Below are 24,695 nucleotides of genomic sequence, written 5' to 3'. Positions count from 1 at the left end.
TCCAATGGCTGAGCAGCTAGAATTTGCGAAAGGGAAAGCCACGACACCCGTGACGGATTACGAAGCAGATGATATTCAAGTCCTTGAAGGGCTTGTTGCCGTTCGTAAAAGACCAGGGATGTATATCGGCAGCACCAGTTCCTCAGGTCTGCATCATTTGATCTGGGAAATCGTAGATAATGCAGTCGATGAGCATCTGGCGAAGCATTGTTCCAAAATTAATGTCACGATACATAAAGATCAATCGATCACCGTCCAGGATAATGGCCGCGGTATTCCTACAGGTATGCATAAAACAGGGGTACCTACACCGCAAGTCGTGTTCACGATCCTGCATGCAGGCGGTAAGTTCGGTGGCTCCGGATACAAGAAATCAGGAGGATTGCATGGTGTTGGTGCTTCGGTAACTAACGCGCTTTCCGAATGGTTAGAAGTTGAGATTAACCGTGATGGCAAAGTGCACAAGATGCGCTTTGAATATTGGGTAGATGATAAAGGCGTGGAACATGTCGGTGAACCCGTCAGCGGTCTTGACGTCATCGGCAATACGAACCGTACAGGAACGAAAGTTACATTTAAACCGGACAAACGAGTCTTTCAAGGCGGAACAACGATCAATTACGATACGCTCGCTGAACGATTACAGGAAATTGCATTCCTCAATTCCGGTCTTCAAGTTAACTTGAAGGATGATCGCACGGATAAGCAGGATACGTTTCAGTATGAAGGCGGAGCAAGTCAATTCGTTGCCTTCTTGAACGAAGAAAAGACTGTGCTGCATCCTGTGATTCATTTTGCCTCTGAGAAGGACGAAATTGAAGTGGAAGTCGCTTTGCAATATAATGACGGCTACACAGAGACGATTGCTTCGTTTGTAAACTCGATTCCTACCCGGGGCGGCGGGACGCACGAGACAGGCTTCAAAACAGCCTATACGCGCGTGATGAATGAATATGCCCGTAAAGGGGGCATTCTCAAGGAAAAGGATAAAAATCTCGACGGTACGGATCTCAGAGAAGGTATGATGGTCGTCATCAATATCAAAATGGGCGATGTTGAATTCGTCGGGCAAACAAAAGACCAATTGGGCAGTGCTGTTGCACGTAGTGCCGTTGATGCTGTCGTCTCCGACAAAATGACGGTATTCCTAGAAGAAAACCCGCAAATCGCCCAAATGATGTTGAAAAAGGCAGTACAAGCATCAAAAGCGAGAGAAGCAGCGCGTAAAGCGCGTGAAGAGATTCGCAGCGGCAAAAAAGGCAAGAGTGAGAGCTCCAATCTCAACGGTAAACTGACGCCAGCACAATCGAAGGATTTGCAGCGCAATGAGCTGTTCATCGTGGAAGGTGATTCCGCTGGCGGTTCTGCAAAGCAAGGGCGCGATTCAAAGCATCAAGCGATTTTGCCGCTGAAGGGCAAGCCGATGAATCCAGAGAAGGCGAAATTACTCGATATTTTAAAAAATGAAGAGTATAAGGCCATAATTGCTGCAATTGGTGCAGGTGTTGGCTCTGAATTCGAAGCCGAAGAGATGAATTACGGCAAGATTATTATTATGACGGATGCCGATACTGATGGCGCGCACATTCAAGTGTTGCTGTTAACCTTCTTCTATCGTTACATGAAGCCGCTGATTGATGCTGGCAAAGTGTATATTGCACAGCCACCGCTGTATAAAGTGACGAGAAAAGGTAAAAATGGTGGTCATAAATATGCTTGGACGGATGATCAACTGCAGGCTGTGGTCAAAGAACTTGGTAAAAATACTGAGCTTCAGCGATATAAAGGTTTAGGCGAGATGAATCCGGATCAGCTGTGGGAAACGACGATGAATCCGGAAAGTCGAACGCTGCTTCAAGTGCAAATTGAAGATGCGGCCAAAGCAGAACGTCGTGTGACCACACTGATGGGCGATAAAGTTGATCCGCGCAAGCGTTGGATTATCGAAAACGTTGATTTTACTGAATATGTTGAGTAGACCAAAAAGAGTGGTGACGAGAAAGTGAGCATTTTAGAAGAGTTTTTACCAGCCTTTCTGGAGGAGATCGTTGGCGATCGCTTCGGCAGGTATTCCAAATATATTATTCAGGATCGTGCGATCCCCGATGTTCGAGATGGCTTGAAGCCCGTTCAACGCCGGGTCTTGTACGCGATGTACGACTCAGGCAACACACCGGATAAGCCGTATCGGAAATCAGCGAAAACCGTAGGGGATGTTATGGGTAATTATCATCCTCACGGTGACGCGTCCATTTATGATGGTATGGTTCGTATGGCACAGCCGTGGAAAATGGGGCATACGCTCGTGGACGGTCATGGGAACTGGGGTTCCTTGGACGATGATCCACCTGCAGCTATGCGTTATACCGAAGCGCGTTTATCTGAAATCGCGATGGAACTGTTGCGCGACATTGAGAAGCGCACCGTCATGTTCAAAGATAACTTTGATAATTCAACCAAAGAACCGGTTGTTTTGCCAGCGCGTTATCCGAATTTGCTCGTAAATGGGGTCAGCGGGATCTCCGCAGGCTTTGCGACAGAGATTCCACCTCATAACTTGCGGGAAATCATTGACGCTTGTACGGCGATGATTGATAAACCTGAAATTACGGTTGATGAATTAATGGCGATCGTGAAAGGTCCGGATTTCCCTACTTCAGGGATTATCATGGGCGAAGAAGGTATTCGTGAGGCGTACCGGACAGGTAAAGGCCGTATTTATATCCGTTCCAAAACGGCGATTGAAGATATGCGCGGCGGCAGACAGCAAATTGTGATCACGGAAATTCCGTATCAGGTCGTTAAATCTCGCTTAGTCACTGCGATGGAGAACATCCGTCTGGAGAAAAAAGTCGAGGGTATCGCCGAAGTACGCGATGAAAGCGGTCGTAATGGGCTACGTATCGTAATTGAGCTCAAGAAGGAAGCGGATGCACAAGGGATTTTAGCTTATTTGCTGAAGAAAACCGATTTGCAGGTTACGTATAACTTCAATATGGTTGCCATCGTGAATAAAGCGCCTCGTCAACTCGGCATTCGCGAGATTCTAGAAGCGTATATCGAGCATCAGAAAGAGGTTGTAACATTCCGTTCGCAATACGAGTTGGAGAAAGCAGAAGATCGTGAACATGTCCTCGAAGGGCTTGTTAAAGCGCTGAACATTTTGGATGAGGTCATCGCGACGATTAAAGCTTCGAAAAATCGGCAGGACGCACAAAATAATCTCGTAGACAAGTTTCAATTCTCAGAACGACAAGCTGATGCCATTCTAGTCCTGCAATTATACCGTTTAACGAATTTGGAAATTACAACGCTAGAGAAGGAACTGAAGGAAGTCCAGAAAACAATTGCGTACTTACGCGGGATTCTCGGCAGCTTGAAGAAGCTTCTTGGTGTTATCAAAGATGAGATGGGCGAAATTCGCAAGAAATACGGCATCGATCGCCGCTCGGAGATTCAAGGCGAAGTCGAGGAACTGAAGGTCAATCTGGAAGTCCTTGTAACGGCAGAAGATGTGCTCGTCACCTTGTCCAATGAAGGCTACTTGAAGCGTACAAGCAAGCTTTCCTTTACACGTTCAGGTGGGGAGCTTGAGAATACAGGCATGAAAGAAGGGGATTACCTTCGCTTCTTGCTGGATGTCAACACAATCGAGAGCTTGCTGATCTTCACGAAGAAGGGGCAATATTATTTGTTGCCTGTCCATCAAGTGCCAGAGTACAAGTGGAAAGAGAACGGCACAGCGATCGTGAATGTGATTCCGATTGCGAAGGAAGATCGCATCGTGAATGTGATCCCCGTAAAAGGCTTTGACGATCCGACGAAGTCACTCGTATTCGTAACTCGCAAAGGTCAAGTCAAGCGTACTGAGCTGAAAGAGTATATGACGAACCGCTCCAATGCGATTGTGGCTTGTAAGCTGGGCGAACAAGATGAAGTGCTGCATGTTCACCTAAGTGACAATACGAAGGAGATTTTGCTCGTCACGAAGCAAGGGATGAGCATCCGTTTCCGTGAGGAAGAAGTAAACCCGATGGGCCGTGCGGCCGCGGGTGTGCGCGGCATCCAGCTCAAGGAGGACGATGAAGTCGTCTCAGCCGAGTGGATTTATGGGGATGAAGGGGAAGTGCTGGTCATCTCGGACCTCGGGTATGCGAAGCGATCTCTCGTCGTGGATTATCCGATTCAAGGTCGCGGCGGGAAGGGGATCATAACCTTCGAATTCAAAGAAGGAAAACGTGTGAGACCTAACGGTTCAGCCTTAATCCGGACATTTATTGTGAAAATGGATTATGTGGTTACTGCTGTGATGAGCACCGGCGAGAAGCATCGCTTCTCTACAGAAACAGCTCCGCTGGAAGATCGCAAATCACAAGGGAAATCACTGATTCCGGTCAATAAAACAGAAGCGATTGTCGAGATCTTGCGTTTTCCTCAATCATAACTAACTGTTGGAGGATCCAGTCTCTCAATTAATGTAAAAGCTAACTCTAATAAGACCCACAGGGGCATCGGTTCGTCTAATCGATCCAGCCACTGTGGGTCTTTTAGCATGCCGGCTTCCAGCGCTTTTTTGCCTAGCTCTACTTTCCATGTTTCCATATTCATATCACTCCTTGAAAGTTAGTGAACAGCAGTCATTACGTCAAGTTTCTCCGAGTGAATAGGAACTTGCTGTTGTCTACAAGGGTGTCATACACCTTCGATCAGTATATGTGACTACTGGGCAAAATGTTAATCGGCGTCGATTCGCAGGCTAATCTTACCAAGAGTAGACAAACTCTGAAATGGCTCGACATGAGGTATCAGCATACAGCAGCAAGTCCATGGAATTTGCAATTTTTGTAAGAAAATATTAATGTCGTTAATCTTTCAACTAGTGAAAAGGCGTGCTATACTTGCTGTAAATAGGTGAAAATGGAAGCGAGTTGATGAGGATGTATTCCGATGAATTCGGAAAGCTATGGCTAAAATTATCGAAGGAATTGAAAAATCAGATGGAGGTAGGATTAGCCCCTACGATTACGGAAGGACAATTGAATGTACTAGAATTGCTTCTGATCCATGAACGTATGAAGCCTTCGGATTTAATCGAATACTTATCCACGACACCTGCAGCCGTTACAACCTTATTAGACCGGATGGAAAAAGCGGAGTTAATTATTCGTGTTCGCGATGAGAAGGATCGTCGCATTGTTTGGATTCACGTCACGGACAAAGGAAAAGCGGAATGCGAGAGAGGTCGTGGCATCCGTGAACAACTGTTGGATTCCTACCTGAATCGCGTTTCCGCTCATAATCAAAAATTGCTTATTTATTTGTTAGGCAAAGTAGCGAATTAATGCTGATTCATCCCCTTATAGCTCGGGGATCGTAAATTCATTCCACGGCCGCTGCGCTGGCGGCAGCGACCGGAAGTGCATCTCCTCTTTGAGCACAGGATGCTCAAAGGCAAGTGCTGTGGCCCACAGCGCGAGCTGTTGGCCTGGTTTGTTGACAGCGCTGCCGTAGCGCTGGTCACCGTACAGCGTGCAGCCAATGGCAGCCAGCTGCACGCGGATCTGATGCGGCCGCCCGGTGTGCAGCTTGATCTGGATCAAGCTGAACCCGTCTTGGTTGCCGAGCAGCTTGTAGTCCAGCACCGCCTCCTTGGCGTCCTGCTGGCCTGCCTTGACCACGCTGACGGTATTCGTCCGCGTATCCTTCAACAGCCAGTGGCGCAGCGTAGCGGCCGGCTGTGAGGGCTTACCGTGCACGACAGCGACGTATGTCTTGTCGAGCTTTCTTGTTCTTACCGCGTCCGAAAGTCGGGACGCGGCTTTTGACGTTTTGGCGAAGACCATCACGCCGCCAACGGGACGATCCAAGCGATGGACAAGCCCGAGATACACATTGCCGGGCTTGTTGTAGCGCTCTTTGATATCAGCCTTCAACGCGCTGAGCAGGTCGAGATCACGAGATTCATCTTCCTGCGTCGGCATGTTGACGGGCTTCTCAACCACGAGAATGTGGTTGTCTTCGAAGAGAATCGGTATTTGCGATGCACCGTAATTTTCCTTCAGAGCCACCGCTTACGCCTCCCAGCGTCCTAGAATACCACAAGGGAGCATAAGTCCGGAATGTGTAATCGGAAGGCCGATTTCACCGCTGGAGATCGTTCCGCCATGCTTTTCTTTCATCGCCATTGTCAAAATGTTCTGAAGCACAGTAGCCGAGATTCCAGTTGTATAGGAATTGATCAACAAGAACAACGGGTTGTCCGTCAAAATGGATTGGCAAGTCTGGATGAACGGGAAGAGGTCATCCTCCAATTTCCACGTTTCACCGTTAGGACCACGTCCGTAGGAAGGTGGATCCATAATGATCGCATCGTACTTGCTGCCGCGACGCTGTTCTCTTTGCACGAATTTGAATACATCATCCGTGATGAAACGAACAGGACGGGAGCCCATACCGCTCAAATGCAGATTTTCCTTCGCCCATTGCACAACGCCTTTGGAAGCATCCACGTGGCACACTTCTGCGCCAGCGTGAGCACAGGCCAGCGATGCACCGCCAGTGTAAGCGAACAAGTTGAGCACTTTAATGGGACGACCGGCACCTTTGATCTTGTCCATCATCCATTTCCAGTTCACTGCTTGCTCAGGAAAGAGACCCGTATGCTTAAAGCTGGTTGGCTTAATATAAAAGGTCAGCTTCTGATCATAAGTGATCGTCCAACGCTCAGGGAGCTCAGCGTTATTTTGCCATTGGCCGCCGCCGCTGGAGCTGCGGTGATAATGCGCATCAGCTTGACGCCAAGCTGGTGTTTCTTTCTGTAGAGGCCAAATAATTTGCGGGTCTGGTCTGCGAAGTACAATCGTACCCCAACGTTCCAGCTTTTCGCCGCCGCCCGTATCGAGCAGCTCATAGTCGACCCAATCTTTTGCATAAAACATGCTGTAATCCATCCTTCAACTTGATTTCTAGACTAAACATCCATTGTACACCATTTATTTACCTAAATCGATCTTTTCAATCAAACCAGGCAGTTCTTTTTCCGTAAATTGTTGGTATTGCGCTTGTTCAAGCGACGCACGCAGGGAATCTTTCACTGCTTCTAGAGGTTTGACGGAGCGGGATTCCACTTTAATGATGTGGTAGCCATACTCGGTTTCAACCGGATCACCGATCGAGCCTACAGTTTGAGAAATCGCTGCGTTTTTGAAGCCTTCAACCCACTGGCTCACATCCGCATCCGCATAAAGACCTCCATTATCCTTTGAACCAGGATCATTGGAGTATTGCTTAGCAAGCGCTGTGAAGTCGCCGCCGTATTTCAGCTTCAGCTGAACGTCTTTCGCTAGGGAAAGCGCTTGTTCTTTCGTACGAGCTTTACCTTCAGCATCTGAAAGTCCGATCAAAATATGACGCACGGAAGCGATCGTAAACGCATCTTTATTCGCTGCAAGTGCTGCATCATATTGCGCTTTCAACTGAGCATCCGTAATACTAGATTTCACATAGTTACCCGCAGTCATACTGCCAACAAGATAATACTGAATATCACTCTCTGACACATTTGCATTTTTCAAATCGGACTTGAATTTATCCTCGCCAAACTGCTGTTTCCAAGCATTAACTTGTGCAGCAGCAGTTTGCTTTGCAGCCTCACGGTCAGCCTCAGATGCGCGGCTATAGAAAACGCGGTTGGTTACTAATTCTTTAAGAACACTCGTTTGATAGTCAACATTGTCCTTGGAGCTTGCATGCGCACTATTAAACAAAGCTTTCAGGTTAAAGAACGAATCAAACGCAGCTTTCGTCACAGTTCCGCCTGTATAGGTAGCAACCACTTGATTAGGGTTCGTACCAACCCAGATCGTGCTAGTTGCTTCATCCCACTCTACTTTCTTGCCAAGCGAGTCGCTCATGAAACGCAGCGGTACATAAGTTGTGCCTTCATATATAAAACCTTTGGCATCTGTTGGCGTTTTTTCGACACCATCAAACATATACGTCAGGTTGCGGAAGGCTACTTCAATTTGAGTTCCAGCTGCTAAAGCTACGGTTCCACTTAACACAGAACCAATGGTTAAACCTACAATAAGTCCTTTTACTTTGTCTTTCATTATGAGTGATCCACCTTTCATATCATGTCATTCCAATAATTCACCGAAGGTTGAGAGATTTCCTTTATTTTATTAACGCCAAATTGAAGGAATTCTTTACCTCTTTGTTGTATTTGTAGAGGTAGAGTCGATTTGCAACACGCATCTTAGTGATCAGACATGTCGAAGTAGGGGGGATAATGTGGGAGCAAATGTTGGTATACCCAGCTCCGAGGATTTGTTTCTGCTTCATGAAGGATCCCTGTTCCACAGTTATCGTATCTTAGGGGCACATGTTAGCAAAGAAAAAGGGCATGAAGGTGTCCGATTCGCCATCTGGGCACCGCATGCGAAAACCGTGTATGTACTTGGAGATTTCAATGATTGGCAATCCGGCGAGCACAGGATGGAGAAGGTTAGCTCGTTAGGCCTCTGGATGATCTTCATTCCAGAAGCAGGTGAAGGCGACTATTACAAGTTCGAAATTCATAGTCAAACGGGGCAGATTTTATTAAAAGCAGACCCCTATGCCTTTTATTCTGAATTAAGGCCTGGTACAGCTTCTAGAGTTGTAGATCTGGAAGGGTACGAATGGCAGGATCAGGAATGGCAGCTGAAGAAGAAAGAAGTGCCAGCATACAATAAGCCGCTCTCCATTTATGAGGTGCACCTTGGTACTTGGCGCAAGAAAGATCGAACCAGTGAAGAGCAGTATACGTATGAACAATTAACGAGTGAGCTAGTGGATTATGCGGTAGAAATGGGTTATACCCATATCGAGGTTATGCCGCTGGCTGAGCACCCTTTCGATCGTTCATGGGGATACCAAGCGACTGGGTACTATTCGGTAACAAGTCGTCACGGTGCGCCAAAAGATTTCATGCGATTTGTTGATCGCTGTCATCAGAAGGGGATCGGCGTCATTATGGACTGGGTTCCAGGCCATTTTTGCAAGGATAGTCATGGATTACGCATGTTTGATGGCAAGCCTTTATATGAATATGAAGATCCTCGGAAAGCGGAGAAATTGGAGTGGGGGACACTTACTTTTGACTTTGGCAGGCCTGAGGTCCAGAGCTTCCTAATCTCAAATGCCGTTTTTTGGATGGATATGTATCATATGGATGGCATCAGAGTGGATGCTGTAGCTTCCATGCTGCATCTAAACTTTGGCAGATGGGATGAAGTACCCATTCACAATCAACATGGAGGCGAGGAAAATTTAGAGGCGGTTGCGTTTATTCGCAAGCTGAATCAAGTTGTTTTCTCCTACTTCCCCAATGCCTTAATGATGGCGGAAGACTCCACCGATTGGCCGCTTGTAACAGCTCCCGTTCATGAGGGCGGGCTTGGATTTAACTACAAGTGGAATATGGGTTGGATGAACGATATGCTGAAGTATATGAAGCTGGATCCGATCCACCGCAGGTATAATCACAAGCTGATTACATTCTCGTTTATGTACGCCTGGAGCGAAAATTATGTTCTCCCTCTTTCTCATGATGAGGTTGTGCATGGTAAGCGTTCACTCTTGCATAAGATGCCTGGAGACTATTGGCAGAAGTTTGCTAATCTACGGGTGTTATATGGCTACATGTCGGGGCATCCAGGAAAAAAACTGCTCTTTATGGGCAGTGAATTCGGTCAATTCGACGAGTGGAAGGATCTCGAGGAGCTGGATTGGTTTCTGCTTAGCGGTTATGAGAAGCATGAGCAGATGCACCATTATGTGAAGAAGCTCAATCAGTTTTATTTAAAAGAACCAGCTCTTTGGCAGCTGGATCATGATCCAGCAGGTTTTGCATGGATTAATCCCCATGACGAAACCCAAAGTGTTGTTACTTATATGCGAAAAGGGAATCTGCCGGAGGATGAACTCATTCTCGTGTGTAATTTCACACCTGTTGTTCATCCGGATTATCGAATCGGCGTTCCAAAATTAGGTTTGTACGAAGTTGTCTTTAATAGCGATGCTGCAGAGTTTGGCGGTTCCGGACAAGGGAACACATTGCCAATCACGAGCAGGGCAAGTTCCATGCATGGCCTTCCGTATAGTTTATCTTTATGTATTCCGCCGCTTGCGGCTGTCTATATCAAGTGTGTAAGTGAATTCCAATCAGAGAATGATGAAGTTGAAGGGGGAAATCAAATATGCGCAGTAAAGAATGTGTTGCCATGCTCCTCGCTGGAGGAGAAGGGCGAAGATTAGGCGTACTGACGAACAATTTAGCTAAGCCAGCTGTACACTTTGGCGGCAAATATCGCATCATTGATTTTACTCTCAGCAATTGCACGAATTCAGGAATTGATACGGTTGGTGTTTTAACGCAATATCAGCCTCTAGTACTCAATACTTACATTGGTATTGGAAGCTCATGGGATCTTGACCGTAAGTACGGCGGTGTTACCGTGCTGCCTCCGTTTATGGAGCAAAAAGGCGGCGATTGGTACAAAGGAACAGCCAATGCCATCTACCGCAATATTGGATTTATTGAGCAATATGATCCGGAATATGTCTTGGTCATCTCGGGTGACCATATTTATAAAATGGATTACGATCTCATGCTTAACTACCACAAAGAGAAAAAAGCAGACGCAACGATCGCCGTTATCGAAGTGAAATGGGAAGAAACAAGCCGCTTCGGTATCATGAGTGTTAATGAGAAGCAGGAGATTACGGAATTCGCTGAAAAGCCAAAAGAGGCAAACTCCAACTTGGCTTCGATGGGTATTTACATTTTTAACTGGAAAGCTTTGAAATCGTACTTGCTTGAAGATGAAGCGAATCCAGAGTCCAGCAAAGATTTCGGTAAAGATATCATTCCGATGATGTTGAAGGACGAAGCGAGAATGTTTGCTTATCCGTTCCAAGGCTATTGGAAAGACGTCGGTACGATTGATAGCTTATGGGAAGCGAATATGGACCTTTTGGATGAGAATAACGAGTTGAACTTAAATGATAAAAACTGGCGCGTCTATTCTCAGAATCCGTATCAGCCAGCTCAATATGTAGCGCCTACGGCGAATATTAAGCGATCACTGGTCAATGAGGGTTGTGCGATTTTCGGAGATGTCGATCATTCCGTTCTCTTCTTCGGGGTTCAGGTTGGCGAAGGCAGCTATATTAAGGATTCCGTCATTATGCCGAATGCGAAGATTGGCAATAATGTGACGATTATCAAGTCGATTATCGGTGAAAATACGGTCGTAGAAGATGGTGCAGTCATAGACGGCAATGGCGAAATTATACTTATTGGCGGTAACGAACGGATATCAGGCAACGCTAATCAGAAGGGATGATGTCAGATGAAACACGTGATGGGAGTCATTAATTTAGTCAATGAACCGGATGATTTGGAGGAACTGACTTATTTCCGCTGCCCGGCATCTGTGCCTTTTGGTGGTCGTTATCGTTTAATCGATTTTGCACTATCCAATATGGTGAATTCAGGCATCGACAACGTAGCTGTGTTCACACAACATAAATATCGCTCACTCATGGATCATCTCGGTTCTGGAAAAGAATGGGATTTGGACCGTAAGCGCGGTGGACTCTTCGTCCTTCCTTCCGTACTTGATGAGCCGACAGGGATTTCCCGTGGCGATTTGTACCAATTCTACAGCCATCGTGACTATTTCTACCGTGGTAAAGAGGAATTCGTTATCATTTCCCGCAGCCACATGGTGTGCAACTTGGATTTGAACGATGCTGTTCGCTACCATGAAGATATGCAAGCGGATATCACTGTCATTTATAAACAAACGGATGAAGAAATTCATGGGAAATTCCGCCGCATGGCTGTGAAAGATACAGGTCAAGTGACGTTGATGGAAGATCATACAGGCCGTCTGCGGACAAACAACATTTCCATGGAAATGTATATTATGAGCAAGGCTTTGCTCTTGGATATGGTGGAATCCTGCCTAGCGCAAGGGTATGACCATTTGGTACGTGACGGTATTATGAAAAACATTGATAAACTGAGCGTGTATGGCTATAAGTTTGAGGGGCACTTGGGCATCGTGAACTCCATTCAAGGCTACTACAAGCACAGCATGCAGCTGTTAAATCCAGCGATTTGGCGGGAGCTGTTCTTCCAAAAGAACAATCTTGTCTATACGAAAGTAAAAGATGAGCCGCCTGCGAAATATTTGGAGTCCGCTGCAGCGAAAAACTCGCTCATCGCAAACGGCTGCCAGATCGAGGGCAAAGTTGAGAACAGCATCTTGTTCCGCGGTGTGAAAATCCGCAAAGGGGCCTACGTGAAAAACAGTATCATCCTGCAAAACTGCGAAATTGAAGAGAACGTTATTATCGAGAACGCAATTCTAGATAAGGATGTCTTCATCAGCCGCGGCCGCGTACTAACAGGTGATAACAAGGCGCCATTCATCGCAGCGAAAACCAAAGTCATCTAATCGCATGCAGAATCAGGTTCGATCGATTACAGAGGAGTGGCAAGATGAAAATACTGTTCGCGGCTTCGGAGGCCGTGCCTTTTATAAAGACAGGCGGATTAGCAGATGTGATCGGCTCCTTACCTAAGGAGCTGACGCGTCAAGGACTCGATGTGCGCGTCATTTTGCCGAAATACGGTGACATTCCAGCTAAGTATAGCGATGAGATGACTCATGTGACGGCATTTGATGTGCAATTGGGCTGGCGCAAGCAATACATCGGGATTGAATCGCTGGTGTATGAAGGGGTTACCTTTTATTTTGTAGATAATGAGTATTATTACAAACGGCCGGGAATCTATGGCTATGGGGATGAAGCGGAGCGATTTGGGTTCTTCTGTCGAGGCGTCGTTGAGGCGCTTCCTCATCTGGATTTTAGGCCGGATGTGATCCATTGCCACGATTGGCAAGCAGGGATGATTCCCGTGTTGCTGAAGGCGCATTATCAGCATTTGCCATTCTTTAGCGAGATCAAGACGATGACGACGGTTCATAACTTGAAATACCAAGGTGTGTTTGGCCAGCAGGTGTTCAAGGATTTGTTCGGATTGTCGGATGATCACTTCTCAGGCACGGCGTTAGAGCTTCACGGGGGCGCAAGCTTCCTGAAGGGTGGACTGCTGTATTCGGATCAGATCACAACGGTTAGCCAGACGTATGCGGAGGAAATTCAAACGTCGTATTACGGTGAATTTTTGGACAGCCTGCTGCGTCACCGCAAAGATCAATTGACGGGTATCGTGAACGGCATCGATTACGAGGTATTTGATCCGATGACAGACAAGCATCTGGTCGTGAATTATCGCGATTCTTTGCCGAAGAAGACACAGAATAAGCTGGCTCTACAAGAGCGCCTAGGGCTGCCTGTGAACGCTGAGATCCCAATGATCGTATTGGTGACACGCCTTGTTCAGCAAAAGGGATTAGATCTGATTCAGCACGTGCTGCGTGAGATTCTAGCCCTAGATATTCAGCTCGTTGTTCTTGGTACTGGCGAGCCTGTCTACGAGCAAATGTTTAGGAACGCTGCAGCAACACATCCGACGAAAGTGTCAGCGCAGATTTACTTCGATGAAGCTTTAGCGCATCAATTCTACGCGGCTTCTGATCTCTTCCTAATGCCTTCCCAATTCGAGCCGTGCGGCATAGGGCAATTGATTGCTCTACGTTATCGATCGGTGCCGATCGTGCGGGAAACAGGCGGACTGAAGGATACCGTCCAGCCTTATAATGAGTTTACTGGGGAAGGTACAGGCTTCTCCTTCACGCATTATAACGCGCATGACATGCTGCACATCATCCGGCGCGCGGTTTTCTTTTATAAGAACGATCGTGACAGTTGGATGAAAATTCAGCAGAATATGAAAAAAGGCGACTTTAGCTGGCGGAAATCTGCGCAACAATATATCGCACTTTACAAGGAAATGATTTCATAAGGTGTTGAAATGACCTCTTCATTCGAAAGAATGAGGGGGTCTTTTTCGTATTTGACAAAATTCAGGTATAATAGAAATAGAAGATTTACAATGTTTGGGGTGAAGAGCTGTGGGAGTAGATTGGCTATCACATATGTTAACCTTGGTGTTCGTCGTAAACATTTTACTGGCGCTCACCGTGGTATTCTTAGAACGGCGTAATGTGGCTGCAACATGGTCATGGTTAATGGTGTTATTATTCATTCCTATTCTTGGATTTTTACTTTACGTGATGTTGGGTCAGAACTTGAGCCGCAGAAAGCTGTACAAATGGAATAAGCGTATGCTAGAGCGCATGCAGACTGTGATCGGCGAGCAGCGGCAGCAGTTGACCGATGGGACTTTTCCGTATCTCAACCCGATGGTTGCGGACTATCGCTATTTGATTTATTTGAATGTCGCAACGAACGATTCGTTTCTATCGCAGGATAATGATGTAACAATCTTCACGGACGGGGAAGAGAAATTTACGGATTTGATTAGCAAGCTTGAGGCTGCACAGTATCATATCCATATGCAATATTATATTGTGAAAAATGATTCCCTCGGGCAGCGGATCATGGAGGTGCTGACACGGAAAGCGGCACAGGGCGTGACAGTACGCTTTTTGTATGATGATATCGGGTCGCGGACTTTGAAGGATTCGTTTTTTAAAAGTTTTTTGCAGGCGGGTGGACAGAGAGCGGCATTCTTTCCTTCTCGAATCCCTTTTCTCAATTACCGAGTTAACTATCGCAATCATCGCAAGCTTGTCATTATTGACGGTCAAATCGGGTATATTGGCGGATTTAATATTGGTAATGAGTACCTTGGCCTGAACCCGAGGTTTGGTTATTGGCGAGATACACATCTTAGATTGACGGGCAGTGTAGTGCGCACTTTGCAGTCGCGGTTTATTCTGGATTGGAACTTGGCTTCAGCTACGGAGTTAGAGGTGGATTCTCGTTATTTTCCAGCGTTAAACGGGGTGCAAGGAGAAGTTCCGATGCAAATCGTAGCAAGTGGACCGAATGAGGAATGGCCGCACTTTGTGCACACCTTTCTCAAGCTGATCTATATGGCCAAAAGTCGCATATTGCTGCAAACGCCTTATTTTATTCCTGAAGAAAGCATGTTGAACGCCTTGCGGATCGCCGCGCTATCAGGGATTGATGTGCGGATTATGATACCAGAGAAGGCTGATCATTTATTCGTGCATTGGGCTTCTTTGTATTATGTGGGTGAGCTGCTGCGTGCAGGCGTGAAATGTTATTTGTATGATTACGGCTTTCTACATGCCAAAACGATTATCGTAGACGGCAAAGTAGCCTCCGTAGGTACTGCGAATTTTGATATTCGCAGCTTACGGTTGAATTTTGAAACGAATGCGTTGATGTTTCATCAAGAGACAGCAACGAAGCTGGAGAACACCTTTTGGAAGGACATGGAGGGGTGTATGGAGTTGACCCTGGAGGAATATGAGAAGCGGTCGCTGCGCATCCGGTTTCTAGAGTCGATATCGAAGTTGATTTCACCGATTTTGTAAATGGAGAAGGCCCGTGCTGTGAGCATGGGCCTTCGTGCTTTGGGGCCTATGATTAAAAAGTTTCACCGCTATCAAGGTTGAACTGCCAGAGAATGCCGAACTTATCCTCAACTTGACCGTATAATTTACTCCAGTCCGTTGCTTGCAGCTCCATAGCTACTTTGCCGCCAACTTTCAACTTATGAAATACATTTGTAAGTTCTTCTTCGTTGGAGCTGACATAAGAAAGACTGATGTTGTTCCCTACAACGTATGGCATACCTGGGAACGTGTCGGAAAACATCAGAGGGCTTCCGTTAATATCCAGACGAGTGTGCATAACACCGTTTTTAGCTTCTTCAGGTAGCGGATAGTCAGGGTTTTGCGGCATATCCCCGAACGTAATCATTTTTGGAGATGGCAGATTAAATGCGTCTGCATAGAAATTTACAACTTCGCGCGTGTTTCCTGGGAAATTTAAATAAGCATTAACTGACATTACCATTCTCCTCTTATTTTGAAATTGGACAATCCCCTATATTCTACCATTGGTTTAGACGAAAATCCAACTGGGTTTATGGATGAAGAGATAGTAAAAGAGATTGAAGCTGACTACGTCCTTCTGGGGACAAAGTCTGAAGAATTTGTTCAGAAGCTTGGCTCATAGCAATGCGAGCTTTGGCAATTAAAGGGGGCGCTGCTTCCGTCAATTGAAGGAAAGTTGCTCGCCGGTCATCGGGATCTGAGGTGCGAATGAGAAGCTTCTCTTGCTCAAGCGCATCCACGAATTGGGTGACGGTGCGCGCTTTAACTCCTAATTTTGCTGCCAAATCGGACATACGGATGCTTCCTGCTTCTTCAATGGCAATGAGAACACGTACGCGCGGACCCGTTAAAAAGGAAGGGATGCCTAGCTCGGATATGTGTTCCTCGAATTGAGTATGGAGTCGGTGGGTCGTCCGAATTAATAGTTGTAGGACATCGCCAGCTGATGGGCTGGAGTGTATTGAGTATTCGGGTTGATCGGGAAGGTTGCTGTCGGGTGATTTCATGGTCCTCCTTGACTGGTTTGAAAATAGTGAGTATACTCACTATAAAAGTATTACTGAGTATACACAATAAATATAACATAGATGAGCGGGAAAGAGGAGTGTGCAGCAGAGATGAATGAAGAGATGAAGGAAGAGATGAAGGAAGAGATGAATGCAAGTAAGGATGAGAATTTGATGCGTGCTGTGCGCTTTCATGCTTTTGGGGAAGCGGACGTGCTTCAGGTGGAGCACATTGCCATTCCGCAGCCCTTGCCTGGGGAGGTGCTCGTTCGCATTCATGCGGCTGGCGTTCTTCCTGTCGATTGGAAAATACGCAGAGGGCTGTTCCCGATGCCCGTACAATTCCCTCATATTCCGGGGACGGCGTTCTCGGGCGTTGTGGTGGCCCTAGGAGAAGGAGTGTCCAATTGGGAGATTGGACAGTCCGTTTTTGGGCGCAGCACGAAGGGGACTTACGCAGCGTACACAACTGCGCCCGAGGATGCGATTGCTCTTAAACCCGCTTCGATTAGTTATGAAGAAGCGGCATCGTTGTCTGGAGGAGCCACCACAGCGTGGCGTGCGATTGTCTCGGAAGGCAAAGTGAAGCCGAACGAGCGAGTTTTGATCCACGGCGCGGCAGGCGGCGTAGGGTTGTTCGCGGTGCAATTCGCGAAGTGGCTGGGTGCAGAAGTCATTGGCACCGCTGGGCCGGCGAATTTGGATTTTGTCGCCTCCTTAGGGGCGGATAAGGTGATTGACTATACGTCTGAACGATTCGAAGAAATCGTGAAGGACGTTGATTTCGTACTTGATACGGTTGGCGGTGAAACGCTGGCACGCACTTGGTCCGTAATGAAGCCAGGAGGACGCCTAGCCACGATAGCGGGTCAGCCTCCGATGGAAAAAGCGAAGCAGCATAGCATCGCATTGATTCGTCCTGGTGTAGCCACCCAGGAGGATTTGGCAGCAATCGCAGCGCTCATCGAAGAGGGGAAGCTAACGATCGCCATCGAGCAAAGCTTCGCGCTCGAAGATGTGCGTCAAGCACATGAGAAGAGCCAAACGGGGCACGGCCGCGGGCGGATTGTGCTGCGGTTAGTCGACGAAGTCGACTAACTCTTCCGCCGAGGAGACTCCGGGCCGCCCTAAGTCGAAAAAATCGACTTACTCGCCAGCGAAGCGCGCCCCGGGCCGCCGTAAGTCGAAAAAATCGACTTACTCGCCAGCGAAGCGCGCCCCGGGCCGCCGTAAGTCGAAAAAATCGACTTACTCGCCAGCGAACCGCGCTCCGAGCCGCCGTAAGTCGAAAAAATCGAATTACGTACCCGCGAAGCGCGCCCCGGGCCGCCCTAAGTCGAAAAAATCGACTTACGCGCCAGCGAACCGCGGCCCGGGGCGCTCAACTATACAATCGTGCGCATCATGCGCGAAAAGTCAGCATTTTTACGTATTCACAAAAGATAAATTGTCCTATATACTCCTAGATATCGATAATGATTATCAGTATCATCTAGGGGGATGTTTAATGATTCAAGCAAGGAAATTAGTAAGTTACTCAGCGATACTACTCGTGTCTTCTCTACTACTAGCCGGCTGTGGTGCCGGTACGGATACGAAAAGCGCAGCGGCGCCTGCAAGCACAGCTCAAGCAACGCAGACAGAAGCAGCCCAAGCACCGCAGGAGCGTATCCTGAAGGATGCCATGGGACATGATGTGAAAATTCCTGGCGAGGTCAAGCGTGTGCTTGCTCCATTTTTAGAGGATGGATTAACGGCAATTGGTATTAAGCCTGTCGCGCAATGGTCAGCAGCTGGCGAGCCGCAGCAGTATTTGCAAATTGTGCTGAACGGGGTACCCGTTTTAGACATGATGGGCGGGCTCAAACCTGAGCAAGCATTAAGTCATAATCCAGATCTCATCATTATGGCAGCGCCAACCTACATAAAAAATGGGACGTATGAGGATTTCGCCAAAATTGCGCCTACTTTCGTCCTGTCCAACGATGAGAATGACTGGCGTGGCAATGTTGCTAAATTAGGTGAAGTGCTGGGCAAAAAAGCGGAAGCTGAGCAGGCGCTCAAGAAATACGATGACAAGGTAGCTGCCTCGAAAGATAAGATTCGCAGCGCTGTGGGAGATAAATCAGCCGTATTATTCCAGTCCGCCAATGAAAAAGGATTTAAATTGTTCGGCGCGAATTTTTATAGTGGAAAGCTGTTATATCAAGGCTTTGGTTTCAAACAACCTAAATTACTCAAGGGTGACTATGATACATATTCCTTGGAAACGCTGGCTCAGCTCGATGATGTTGACTACATTTTCGTTCTCTCCGGCAAAGGTCGCCCGAAGCCTCCAGTAGATAATCCGCTTTGGCAGCAATTGCCTGCAGTTAAGCAAGGTCATGTGTATGAGGTGGATTCCGGTCACTGGTTTAATCAAAACGTCATTGCCGATCAATTAATTATTGATGATGTGCTTCGCAATTTAGTGAAATAAGTAATGAGGACGGGGGATTCCCTCGTCCTTTACGTGTTAAATCAGCTATGTAGGAGCGGAATATAGACAATGAATGAAGAACTCACGCAACCGGACTTAGAAGACGAGAGCCCATTTAAACGAATGTGGTATAAACTTACATCGATTGAGCGAATTGCAGCAAAGAATCTGCAATGGCCTATTGAGCGTGATTTTATCATAGCAAACTCCTTAATGTTAGTCGTTTCGGACACGACGGATGGCCGACTGATTATTAACGGACAGTTTTACCCGCTGCGATCCGGCACTGTAATCCCGCTAGTCAAGATGATCACCTCCCATTGGGAGAGTGGTGCGATTGCGGATCGCTTTCGGGCGGAGGCGGGATTTTATGAATTACTTAGTATGGTATTGCAAAATGAAGAGCACAAAACCGCGATCGCGTTGGATTACGCAAAGTTCATGCTCGAGCGAGACTATACGGAAGAAATTACGATTGATGGACTGGCAGCTAAGGCCGGCTTAAGTCGGTTCCATTTCATGCGCTTGTTTAAAGAAAAATTCGGAAAAGGCGTCATTGAATATGTGACTGAGTTACGCTTAAGTAAAGCGAAGGAGCTGATGCGCGAGCTGCCGCAGGCCTCCATAAGGGACATTGCTTTTCAAGTAGGCTATAAGAATGAGATATATTTCAGCAATTCGTTCAAGAAGCATATGGGGATGGCGCCGGCCGTTTATTTGAAAAATACGAAAACGAAGGTTGCGGCATACAGCTGGGTAAATATCGGACAATTGCTCGCGCTGCAAATGATTCCATACGCCGCGCCGATGGATCATTTTTGGACTGATTTTTACCGGAATAAATATGCGTTTGATGTAAGCGTGCCATTAAGTCACCATTACGAATTCAATCTTAAAGCTTTACAACAATCCAATCCGGATTATATCGTGGGGATCGATGCTTGGGTTCCTCAAGCTGAGCAAGAGAAGCTAGCGGAGGTTGCCCCGACGTTATTTTTGCCATGGGATACGAGCTGGCGCCAGCATCTAATGATGATCGGTGATTTCTTAGGTAAATTGTCTGAAGCTTCAAAATGGTTGCAAAGCTACGACCTTAAAGCTGCTGGTCTTAGGGACGCGGTAAAGCAAACACTTCAACAAGATAAGGTATTAGTCGTACTAATTCATCACAAGGAAATTGTGGTGTGGGGGCGTAGTGCCGGTACGGTTTTGTATGATGATCTGCATGTGCGACCTGCCAATCAAATCGAAGATTTCCAGTGGACGAAATCCGTGCAACTGCCTGATTTGGCCGGCTTTGAGGCCGATCATTTTATTTTAAATATAGGGAAGGACCCTATTTCGCAAGCGACCTGGGCAGACATTAGCAGCCAAGCGGCCTGGCGCGGTTTACCAGCGGTGAAAAAGGGGAAGGTCCTTCAGACCCCTGGTTATGCTGGTTGGTAAGCACCGTGGAATGAGCATACGGCTTTCAATCATGAGCGCTTCCTGCAGCAAATTGCACACATTCTCAATCCGGCAACCTAATCGTTGCTGGATTTTATTTTTGATTCTATTCGAATCCCTGAAATCATGATAGAATTACTGGAAATTGGAAGAGTCTGTGGGTGAAGGTATGAAGAAAGTAATTTTACTCGCGTTTATTGCCAGCATTTTTGTGACGCTGTCGTTTTCGTTATACTATATGCTCAAAATTTATCAAAGCGATTTGGGAATGACGAGTGCTGCAGAGCCCATGGCACATGAGCATTCGGACCGCATCGTGATCATTTCGCAAGAGCAAGGCAGTTTTATGATGAATGAAATTCAAAAAGGGGCACGCAAGGCTGCGGAAGAACATAACATCCAAATCGACTTTTGGGGCGTATATCGTTCAAACCTGGAAGGGTTAATTAAGCAGATTGATATTGCAATCGCTTCCAAAGCGAGTGGGATCGTTGTAGAAGGTGTGGATCATCCGGATTTCGATCTAATGGTGAAGAAGGCGACGGAGAAAGGGATTCCGATCATCACCATTAATTCCGATGCGCCGAGCAGCTTGCGTAAGTCCTATATTGGTTCTGACCATTATCAAGAAGGGATCATTATGGGCGAGTATATCGCGACCCAGCTGAACGGCAAAGGTATCGTCGGGGTAATTAAAAATTTGTCATCCCCCTCTACCGATGATTTACGACTGAAAGGTTTGAATGAGGTATTCAAAAAATACGAAGGCATTAGGCTCGTAGTTGCGACAGATGATCCGGAAATGGCGCAGCCGAAAATGCAAACGAACGATATATTGAATCATAATCCAAATGTTACCGCTTTCATTGGACTGTCCACAGAATCAGGCGAGAGCATTAATCAAGCCGCACATTCACGTTCGCGGAATAAAGAATATCCGATTTTCCTATTTGATGATTCCCCGCAAACCGTGATGCTGATCAAAAATGGCCAAGTGAAAGCGGGGCTCTCGCAGCATTATGAAGAAATGGGTATTCTGAGCGTCAATCTGATGAAGCGTTGGTTAGATGCTACGCAGCTGCCGTTGGAGAAAAGCTACTTCACACCGATTAGTGTGGTGACTTCATCTGGTGAAGGAGGAAGCTCATGAAAACCATTCGAAGTAAAATGATGATGCTGTCGATCCTGATCTGGGTCATTATGGCGATAATTTGGCTCTCCATGAGCATTTATAATCAGCGAACCGTCGAGAAGTATAACGAAATTCTGCAGCGCTATATGCAAATGAATCAAGCCTCGCAATTAAGCCAGCAATCCTTAACGACCTTGAACAAATACCGCATGTCACCAACGCTGGAAAGCTTGAATCAATATGTCTCGGATAACAGCAGTCTGCTGCGTACAAAGTCCGAGATGAATTGGCTGCGGAATTTGAGCAACACGATGCTGCTCGACAATTTGCAAAATATGCTGGAAAGTCAATCGGAAGCGATGGATTTAGCGGTTCGTTTTCAAAAGGATAATGATGAAGAGAACGCAGCGAAACAGTTTGACGAGGCGTCCAACATTTCGAAATATATTTCAGAAACGACCCTCACGTTAATCAGCGGCGAGCAGAATACGTATGATGCTTTTTATAGAAAAATCATTAAGCGAAGTGAAAATATTAAAAAAATGGGCTTATGGACGCTGGCACTAGTATCCTTGCTGCTCCTGCTCTTTTCCTATCGATTCGTCAATAGTGTTACACAGCCTTTATTAAAGTTAACGCTGTCCGCCCGCGAATTGTCTCGAGGGAATTTCAAAAATCCGATCGAGGTGGGCAATAACGATGAGATGGCTTTTTTGGCTAAAACGCTGGATAGTATGCGCCTAAAGATTGGTCATTTTATCGATGACATTCAAAGTAAAGCGCAATTGGAATATGATCTGCACCGTCATAAGCTCATGTTGAAGGAAAGTGAATTGAAGAGCTTGCAGAGTCAGATCAATCCGCATTTTCTTTTTAATACGTTAAACATGCTGTCGAAAGAAGCTTATTTGGCAGGCGCAGGCAAAACAAGTGAATTAATTAGCTCTGTCGCCGGTATGCTTAGATATAATCTCCGGAAGCTGGATAGTCGTGTGTCATTAAAGGATGAGCTCGAGGTGCTTGAGGAGTATTTAACGATTCAAAAGGCGCGATTTGGCGATCGGCTGCAAGTTGTAAGAGAAATTGATGAAGATGCGCTCGGCATTGAGCTTCCTATTCTCATTTTGCAACCGCTTGCAGAAAATGCGTTTATTTATGCGATTGAACCCGCTGAAGAGGGTGGAACGTTAACGATTCGAGTAAAAAAAGATGAAAAACACGTTATTGTGCAGGTACAGGATACCGGTCAAGGCATGGATGAAGAACAGTTGAATAAGCTTTTATCACTCACTGAAAATTCGGTTTATAAAGGCCATTCTACTGGGATCGGCATATGGAATGTCATTCATCGATTACAGCTTTTTTATGGGGTTGAAAAGATTATAGAGATAGATTCCCATCTAGGAGCTGGCACTTGTATTACATTGAAGCTGCCAAGGGGGCAAGTGGTATGATTCGTTTGTTGATTGTGGATGATGAACCAATTGAGCGGATTGCGTTGCAAAGAATGATTGAAGAGGGCTCGACAGATGTCGAGGTCGTCGGCCAAGCATCGAATGGGAGAGAAGCTATTGAAGCAGCAGCGCGATTACAGCCAGATTTGATTACGATGGATATTAAAATGCCTGGCATCAATGGGCTGCAAGCCATTGAGAAGATTAAGGAATCGAATGCAGCGATTAAGTTCATTGTGGTCACTGCCTTTGATACGTTTGAATTTGCCCAACAGGCAATCAAATTAGGCGTGTTTGACTATATGCTGAAGCCAAGCCGAATCTCGGTTGTCCTTGAGACGATTGGCCGAGTAGCGGGAGAGATCAAGCTTATTCAACTAGAGCTAGCGAATCAAAGCATCGCGCAGGCTAAGCTGCAGAAGATGACGCCGCTAGTGGAGGCTGATATCGTGGAGCAGCTGCTTTTTGACTATGTGCAGTCCGCTTCCCTTACAGAGATGATTAATCTGATCGGGCTTCCAACGGGGCGTGAGTGTTTTGTTATGACGCTGCAGTTCTCATCACTGGCGCCTACGGAGTGTCAGCAGCTTCTTGATTTGGAAGAGATGTATATGCAATTATCTGAGCTGCTCCCCGAGTTAACTAATCCGATTTGGTTAGGCAAAATGTCAGGCAATCAAGTTCCCTTGATCGTGTTTATGGAAGGTGAATACGCCTATCGCGCACAGGCCATTGCCGTCGCAAAGAAATGGATTCAAGCGCTGGTTTTGAAAAGCGACTATCGCCTTTTTATCGGTATCGGTGGCCTGCGTCAGGATGTGAGGGACATGCGCAAATCGTATCAGGAGTCGTTGCTAGCGACCATGGATACAACGCTGCCTGCGCGGTACAATTTATATGAAAACCTCACGCAAGAAGACATTCAGGCGATTGGCGGTCGTATGCATGAGATGGAGAAACATGTCCTGGAAGAAGTTAGACGTGGGAACTTAGAAGCAGCTGGGGATCAGATTGCCAAAATGATAGATGTTTTTGAAGGTGTAGGGCAAGGTGTAGGGATGTCGCAGCAACGCATTTTTGAAGTGCTGATCATCGTGACGCGAATGCTGCAGGAAGTGGGGATGGAGGTTCATACCCCATACTTCCCCTATACAACGTCAAGCTATATGCAGTTAAAGGCTGAATCCCGCGTGTTGATTCATAATTTAGTTCAGGTTGGAGAGGTTGTGGAGACGGATTTACTCCAAACGATGAAGCTGTATATTCAGAAGCACGCGCATGAAGACTTGTCCTTGGAACGGATCGCTGCCACGGTAGATCGGAATCCTTTTTATGTGAGCAAGCTGTTCAAAGAGCATTTCGGAATGAATTATATTGATTTTCTCACGGAATATCGGATTGAAATGGCCAAACAGATTATGCAGGAAACGGATAAAAGTTTGAAAGAAATCACATTTGAGGTCGGCTACAACGATCCGAATTATTTCAGCAGAGTGTTTAAAAAGCTAGTTGGACATTCGCCGACCGATTACCGGAAAATGCTCATTCGACCAACGAACAAAAAGCACAGTTAGGAGGGGTTTGCGCTGAAATATGCCAGAAAGC

20 protein-coding genes are annotated in these 24,695 nt (G+C 46.6%); 14 read left to right on the top strand and 6 right to left on the bottom strand.

Features of this window, described 5'->3' with window-relative positions; translation table 11 throughout:
* Nucleotides 1-4: 4 nt before the first annotated feature.
* Both parE and gyrA read left to right on the top strand, forming a co-directional pair.
* Complete coding sequence (gene parE, locus AC58UX_RS22020) at nt 5-1,978, top strand: DNA topoisomerase IV subunit B (RefSeq protein WP_497256671.1); 1,974 nt, start codon at nt 5-7, stop codon at nt 1,976-1,978.
* 24 nt (nt 1,979-2,002) lie between these two features.
* Complete coding sequence (gene gyrA, locus AC58UX_RS22015; RefSeq protein ID WP_497256669.1) at nt 2,003-4,444, top strand: DNA gyrase subunit A; 2,442 nt, start codon at nt 2,003-2,005, stop codon at nt 4,442-4,444.
* Here gyrA and AC58UX_RS22010 read toward each other — a convergent pair.
* Nucleotides 4,435-4,602, bottom strand: coding sequence for a hypothetical protein (locus AC58UX_RS22010; protein WP_497256667.1), 168 nt, complete (start codon nt 4,600-4,602; stop codon nt 4,435-4,437). The two genes, gyrA and AC58UX_RS22010, sit on opposite strands and share 10 nt — an antisense overlap.
* 335 nt (nt 4,603-4,937) lie before the next feature.
* Here AC58UX_RS22010 and AC58UX_RS22005 point away from each other — a divergent pair, with 335 nt between their 5' ends.
* Complete coding sequence (locus AC58UX_RS22005) at nt 4,938-5,342, top strand: MarR family winged helix-turn-helix transcriptional regulator (protein WP_497257248.1); 405 nt, start codon at nt 4,938-4,940, stop codon at nt 5,340-5,342.
* A 15-nt stretch (nt 5,343-5,357) separates the two neighbouring features.
* Here AC58UX_RS22005 and AC58UX_RS22000 read toward each other — a convergent pair whose 3' ends face one another.
* The 3 genes from AC58UX_RS22000 to AC58UX_RS21990 are packed head-to-tail and all read right to left on the bottom strand — an operon-like array spanning nt 5,358 to nt 8,111.
* The gene (locus AC58UX_RS22000) at nt 5,358-6,068 is read right to left on the bottom strand and encodes an RluA family pseudouridine synthase (RefSeq protein ID WP_497256665.1); all 711 of its coding nucleotides are present in this window, start codon (nt 6,066-6,068) and stop codon (nt 5,358-5,360) included.
* A gap of 3 nt (nt 6,069-6,071) precedes the next feature.
* Nucleotides 6,072-6,938 (bottom strand): class I SAM-dependent methyltransferase, encoded by an 867-nt coding sequence (locus tag AC58UX_RS21995; RefSeq protein ID WP_497256663.1) that lies wholly within the window; start codon nt 6,936-6,938, stop codon nt 6,072-6,074.
* Between the two features lie 54 nt (nt 6,939-6,992).
* Complete coding sequence (locus tag AC58UX_RS21990) at nt 6,993-8,111, bottom strand: peptidylprolyl isomerase (protein WP_497256661.1); 1,119 nt, start codon at nt 8,109-8,111, stop codon at nt 6,993-6,995.
* A gap of 181 nt (nt 8,112-8,292) precedes the next feature.
* Between AC58UX_RS21990 and glgB the strand changes: the two genes are divergently transcribed.
* The 5 genes from glgB to cls all read left to right on the top strand — a co-directional run bounded on the left by glgB (nt 8,293) and on the right by cls (nt 15,548).
* Nucleotides 8,293-10,299, top strand: coding sequence for a 1,4-alpha-glucan branching protein GlgB (gene glgB, locus AC58UX_RS21985; RefSeq protein ID WP_497256659.1), 2,007 nt, complete (start codon nt 8,293-8,295; stop codon nt 10,297-10,299).
* Complete coding sequence (locus AC58UX_RS21980; protein WP_497256657.1) at nt 10,242-11,390, top strand: glucose-1-phosphate adenylyltransferase; 1,149 nt, start codon at nt 10,242-10,244, stop codon at nt 11,388-11,390. The genes glgB and AC58UX_RS21980 overlap by 58 nt, the downstream gene beginning before the upstream one ends.
* Before the next feature lie 6 nt (nt 11,391-11,396).
* The gene (gene glgD / locus AC58UX_RS21975; RefSeq protein WP_497256655.1) at nt 11,397-12,509 is read left to right on the top strand and encodes a glucose-1-phosphate adenylyltransferase subunit GlgD; all 1,113 of its coding nucleotides are present in this window, start codon (nt 11,397-11,399) and stop codon (nt 12,507-12,509) included.
* A 44-nt stretch (nt 12,510-12,553) separates the two neighbouring features.
* Nucleotides 12,554-13,984 (top strand): glycogen synthase GlgA, encoded by a 1,431-nt coding sequence (gene glgA, locus AC58UX_RS21970; RefSeq protein WP_497256653.1) that lies wholly within the window; start codon nt 12,554-12,556, stop codon nt 13,982-13,984.
* A gap of 133 nt (nt 13,985-14,117) precedes the next feature.
* Complete coding sequence (gene cls / locus AC58UX_RS21965; RefSeq protein WP_497256651.1) at nt 14,118-15,548, top strand: cardiolipin synthase; 1,431 nt, start codon at nt 14,118-14,120, stop codon at nt 15,546-15,548.
* A 52-nt stretch (nt 15,549-15,600) separates the two neighbouring features.
* Here cls and AC58UX_RS21960 read toward each other — a convergent pair whose 3' ends face one another.
* Together AC58UX_RS21960 and AC58UX_RS21955 are read right to left on the bottom strand one after the other, a co-directional pair.
* Complete coding sequence (locus AC58UX_RS21960) at nt 15,601-16,026, bottom strand: VOC family protein (protein ID WP_497256649.1); 426 nt, start codon at nt 16,024-16,026, stop codon at nt 15,601-15,603.
* A gap of 76 nt (nt 16,027-16,102) precedes the next feature.
* Nucleotides 16,103-16,579 (bottom strand): MarR family winged helix-turn-helix transcriptional regulator, encoded by a 477-nt coding sequence (locus AC58UX_RS21955; RefSeq protein WP_497256646.1) that lies wholly within the window; start codon nt 16,577-16,579, stop codon nt 16,103-16,105.
* An 81-nt stretch (nt 16,580-16,660) separates the two neighbouring features.
* Between AC58UX_RS21955 and AC58UX_RS21950 the strand changes: the two genes are divergently transcribed.
* The 6 genes from AC58UX_RS21950 to AC58UX_RS21925 all read left to right on the top strand — a co-directional run bounded on the left by AC58UX_RS21950 (nt 16,661) and on the right by AC58UX_RS21925 (nt 24,664).
* On the top strand, nt 16,661-17,677 hold the full coding sequence (locus AC58UX_RS21950) for an NADP-dependent oxidoreductase (protein WP_497256644.1): 1,017 nt from the start codon (nt 16,661-16,663) through the stop codon (nt 17,675-17,677).
* Between the two features lie 409 nt (nt 17,678-18,086).
* Complete coding sequence (locus AC58UX_RS21945; protein WP_497256642.1) at nt 18,087-19,058, top strand: ABC transporter substrate-binding protein; 972 nt, start codon at nt 18,087-18,089, stop codon at nt 19,056-19,058.
* 69 nt (nt 19,059-19,127) lie between these two features.
* Complete coding sequence (locus AC58UX_RS21940; RefSeq protein WP_497256640.1) at nt 19,128-20,504, top strand: AraC family transcriptional regulator; 1,377 nt, start codon at nt 19,128-19,130, stop codon at nt 20,502-20,504.
* Nucleotides 20,505-20,673: 169 nt separating this feature from the next.
* Entirely contained in the window at nt 20,674-21,654 is a 981-nt protein-coding gene (locus tag AC58UX_RS21935) for a sugar ABC transporter substrate-binding protein (RefSeq protein ID WP_497256638.1), read from the top strand.
* Nucleotides 21,651-23,090 carry a sensor histidine kinase gene (locus AC58UX_RS21930; protein WP_497256636.1) on the top strand — a complete coding sequence of 480 codons (1,440 nt, stop codon included), beginning with the start codon at nt 21,651-21,653 and terminating at the stop codon, nt 23,088-23,090. The genes AC58UX_RS21935 and AC58UX_RS21930 overlap by 4 nt, the downstream gene beginning before the upstream one ends.
* The gene (locus AC58UX_RS21925) at nt 23,051-24,664 is read left to right on the top strand and encodes a response regulator (protein WP_497256634.1); all 1,614 of its coding nucleotides are present in this window, start codon (nt 23,051-23,053) and stop codon (nt 24,662-24,664) included. The genes AC58UX_RS21930 and AC58UX_RS21925 overlap by 40 nt, the downstream gene beginning before the upstream one ends.
* Nucleotides 24,665-24,695: the final 31 nt, after the last annotated feature.

This window comes from Paenibacillus sp. J22P90, from assembly GCF_059692195.1.
Note: the sequence above shows the minus strand (reverse complement) of the source record. Positions and strands in the feature narration are given on the sequence as shown.

Coding starts and splice junctions, on each gene's coding strand:
- parE (WP_497256671.1), top strand. CDS start 5: ATGGCTGAGCAGCTAGAATTTGCGAAAGGGAAAGCCACGACACCCGTG.
- AC58UX_RS22010 (WP_497256667.1), bottom strand. CDS start 4,602: ATGGAAACATGGAAAGTAGAGCTAGGCAAAAAAGCGCTGGAAGCCGGC.
- AC58UX_RS22005 (WP_497257248.1), top strand. CDS start 4,938: ATGTATTCCGATGAATTCGGAAAGCTATGGCTAAAATTATCGAAGGAA.
- AC58UX_RS21995 (WP_497256663.1), bottom strand. CDS start 6,938: ATGTTTTATGCAAAAGATTGGGTCGACTATGAGCTGCTCGATACGGGC.
- AC58UX_RS21990 (WP_497256661.1), bottom strand. CDS start 8,111: ATGAAAGACAAAGTAAAAGGACTTATTGTAGGTTTAACCATTGGTTCT.
- AC58UX_RS21980 (WP_497256657.1), top strand. CDS start 10,242: ATGCGCAGTAAAGAATGTGTTGCCATGCTCCTCGCTGGAGGAGAAGGG.
- glgD (WP_497256655.1), top strand. CDS start 11,397: ATGAAACACGTGATGGGAGTCATTAATTTAGTCAATGAACCGGATGAT.
- glgA (WP_497256653.1), top strand. CDS start 12,554: ATGAAAATACTGTTCGCGGCTTCGGAGGCCGTGCCTTTTATAAAGACA.
- cls (WP_497256651.1), top strand. CDS start 14,118: ATGTTAACCTTGGTGTTCGTCGTAAACATTTTACTGGCGCTCACCGTG.
- AC58UX_RS21960 (WP_497256649.1), bottom strand. CDS start 16,026: ATGTCAGTTAATGCTTATTTAAATTTCCCAGGAAACACGCGCGAAGTT.
- AC58UX_RS21955 (WP_497256646.1), bottom strand. CDS start 16,579: ATGAAATCACCCGACAGCAACCTTCCCGATCAACCCGAATACTCAATA.
- AC58UX_RS21950 (WP_497256644.1), top strand. CDS start 16,661: ATGAGCGGGAAAGAGGAGTGTGCAGCAGAGATGAATGAAGAGATGAAG.
- AC58UX_RS21945 (WP_497256642.1), top strand. CDS start 18,087: ATGATTCAAGCAAGGAAATTAGTAAGTTACTCAGCGATACTACTCGTG.
- AC58UX_RS21940 (WP_497256640.1), top strand. CDS start 19,128: ATGAATGAAGAACTCACGCAACCGGACTTAGAAGACGAGAGCCCATTT.
- AC58UX_RS21935 (WP_497256638.1), top strand. CDS start 20,674: ATGAAGAAAGTAATTTTACTCGCGTTTATTGCCAGCATTTTTGTGACG.
- AC58UX_RS21930 (WP_497256636.1), top strand. CDS start 21,651: ATGAAAACCATTCGAAGTAAAATGATGATGCTGTCGATCCTGATCTGG.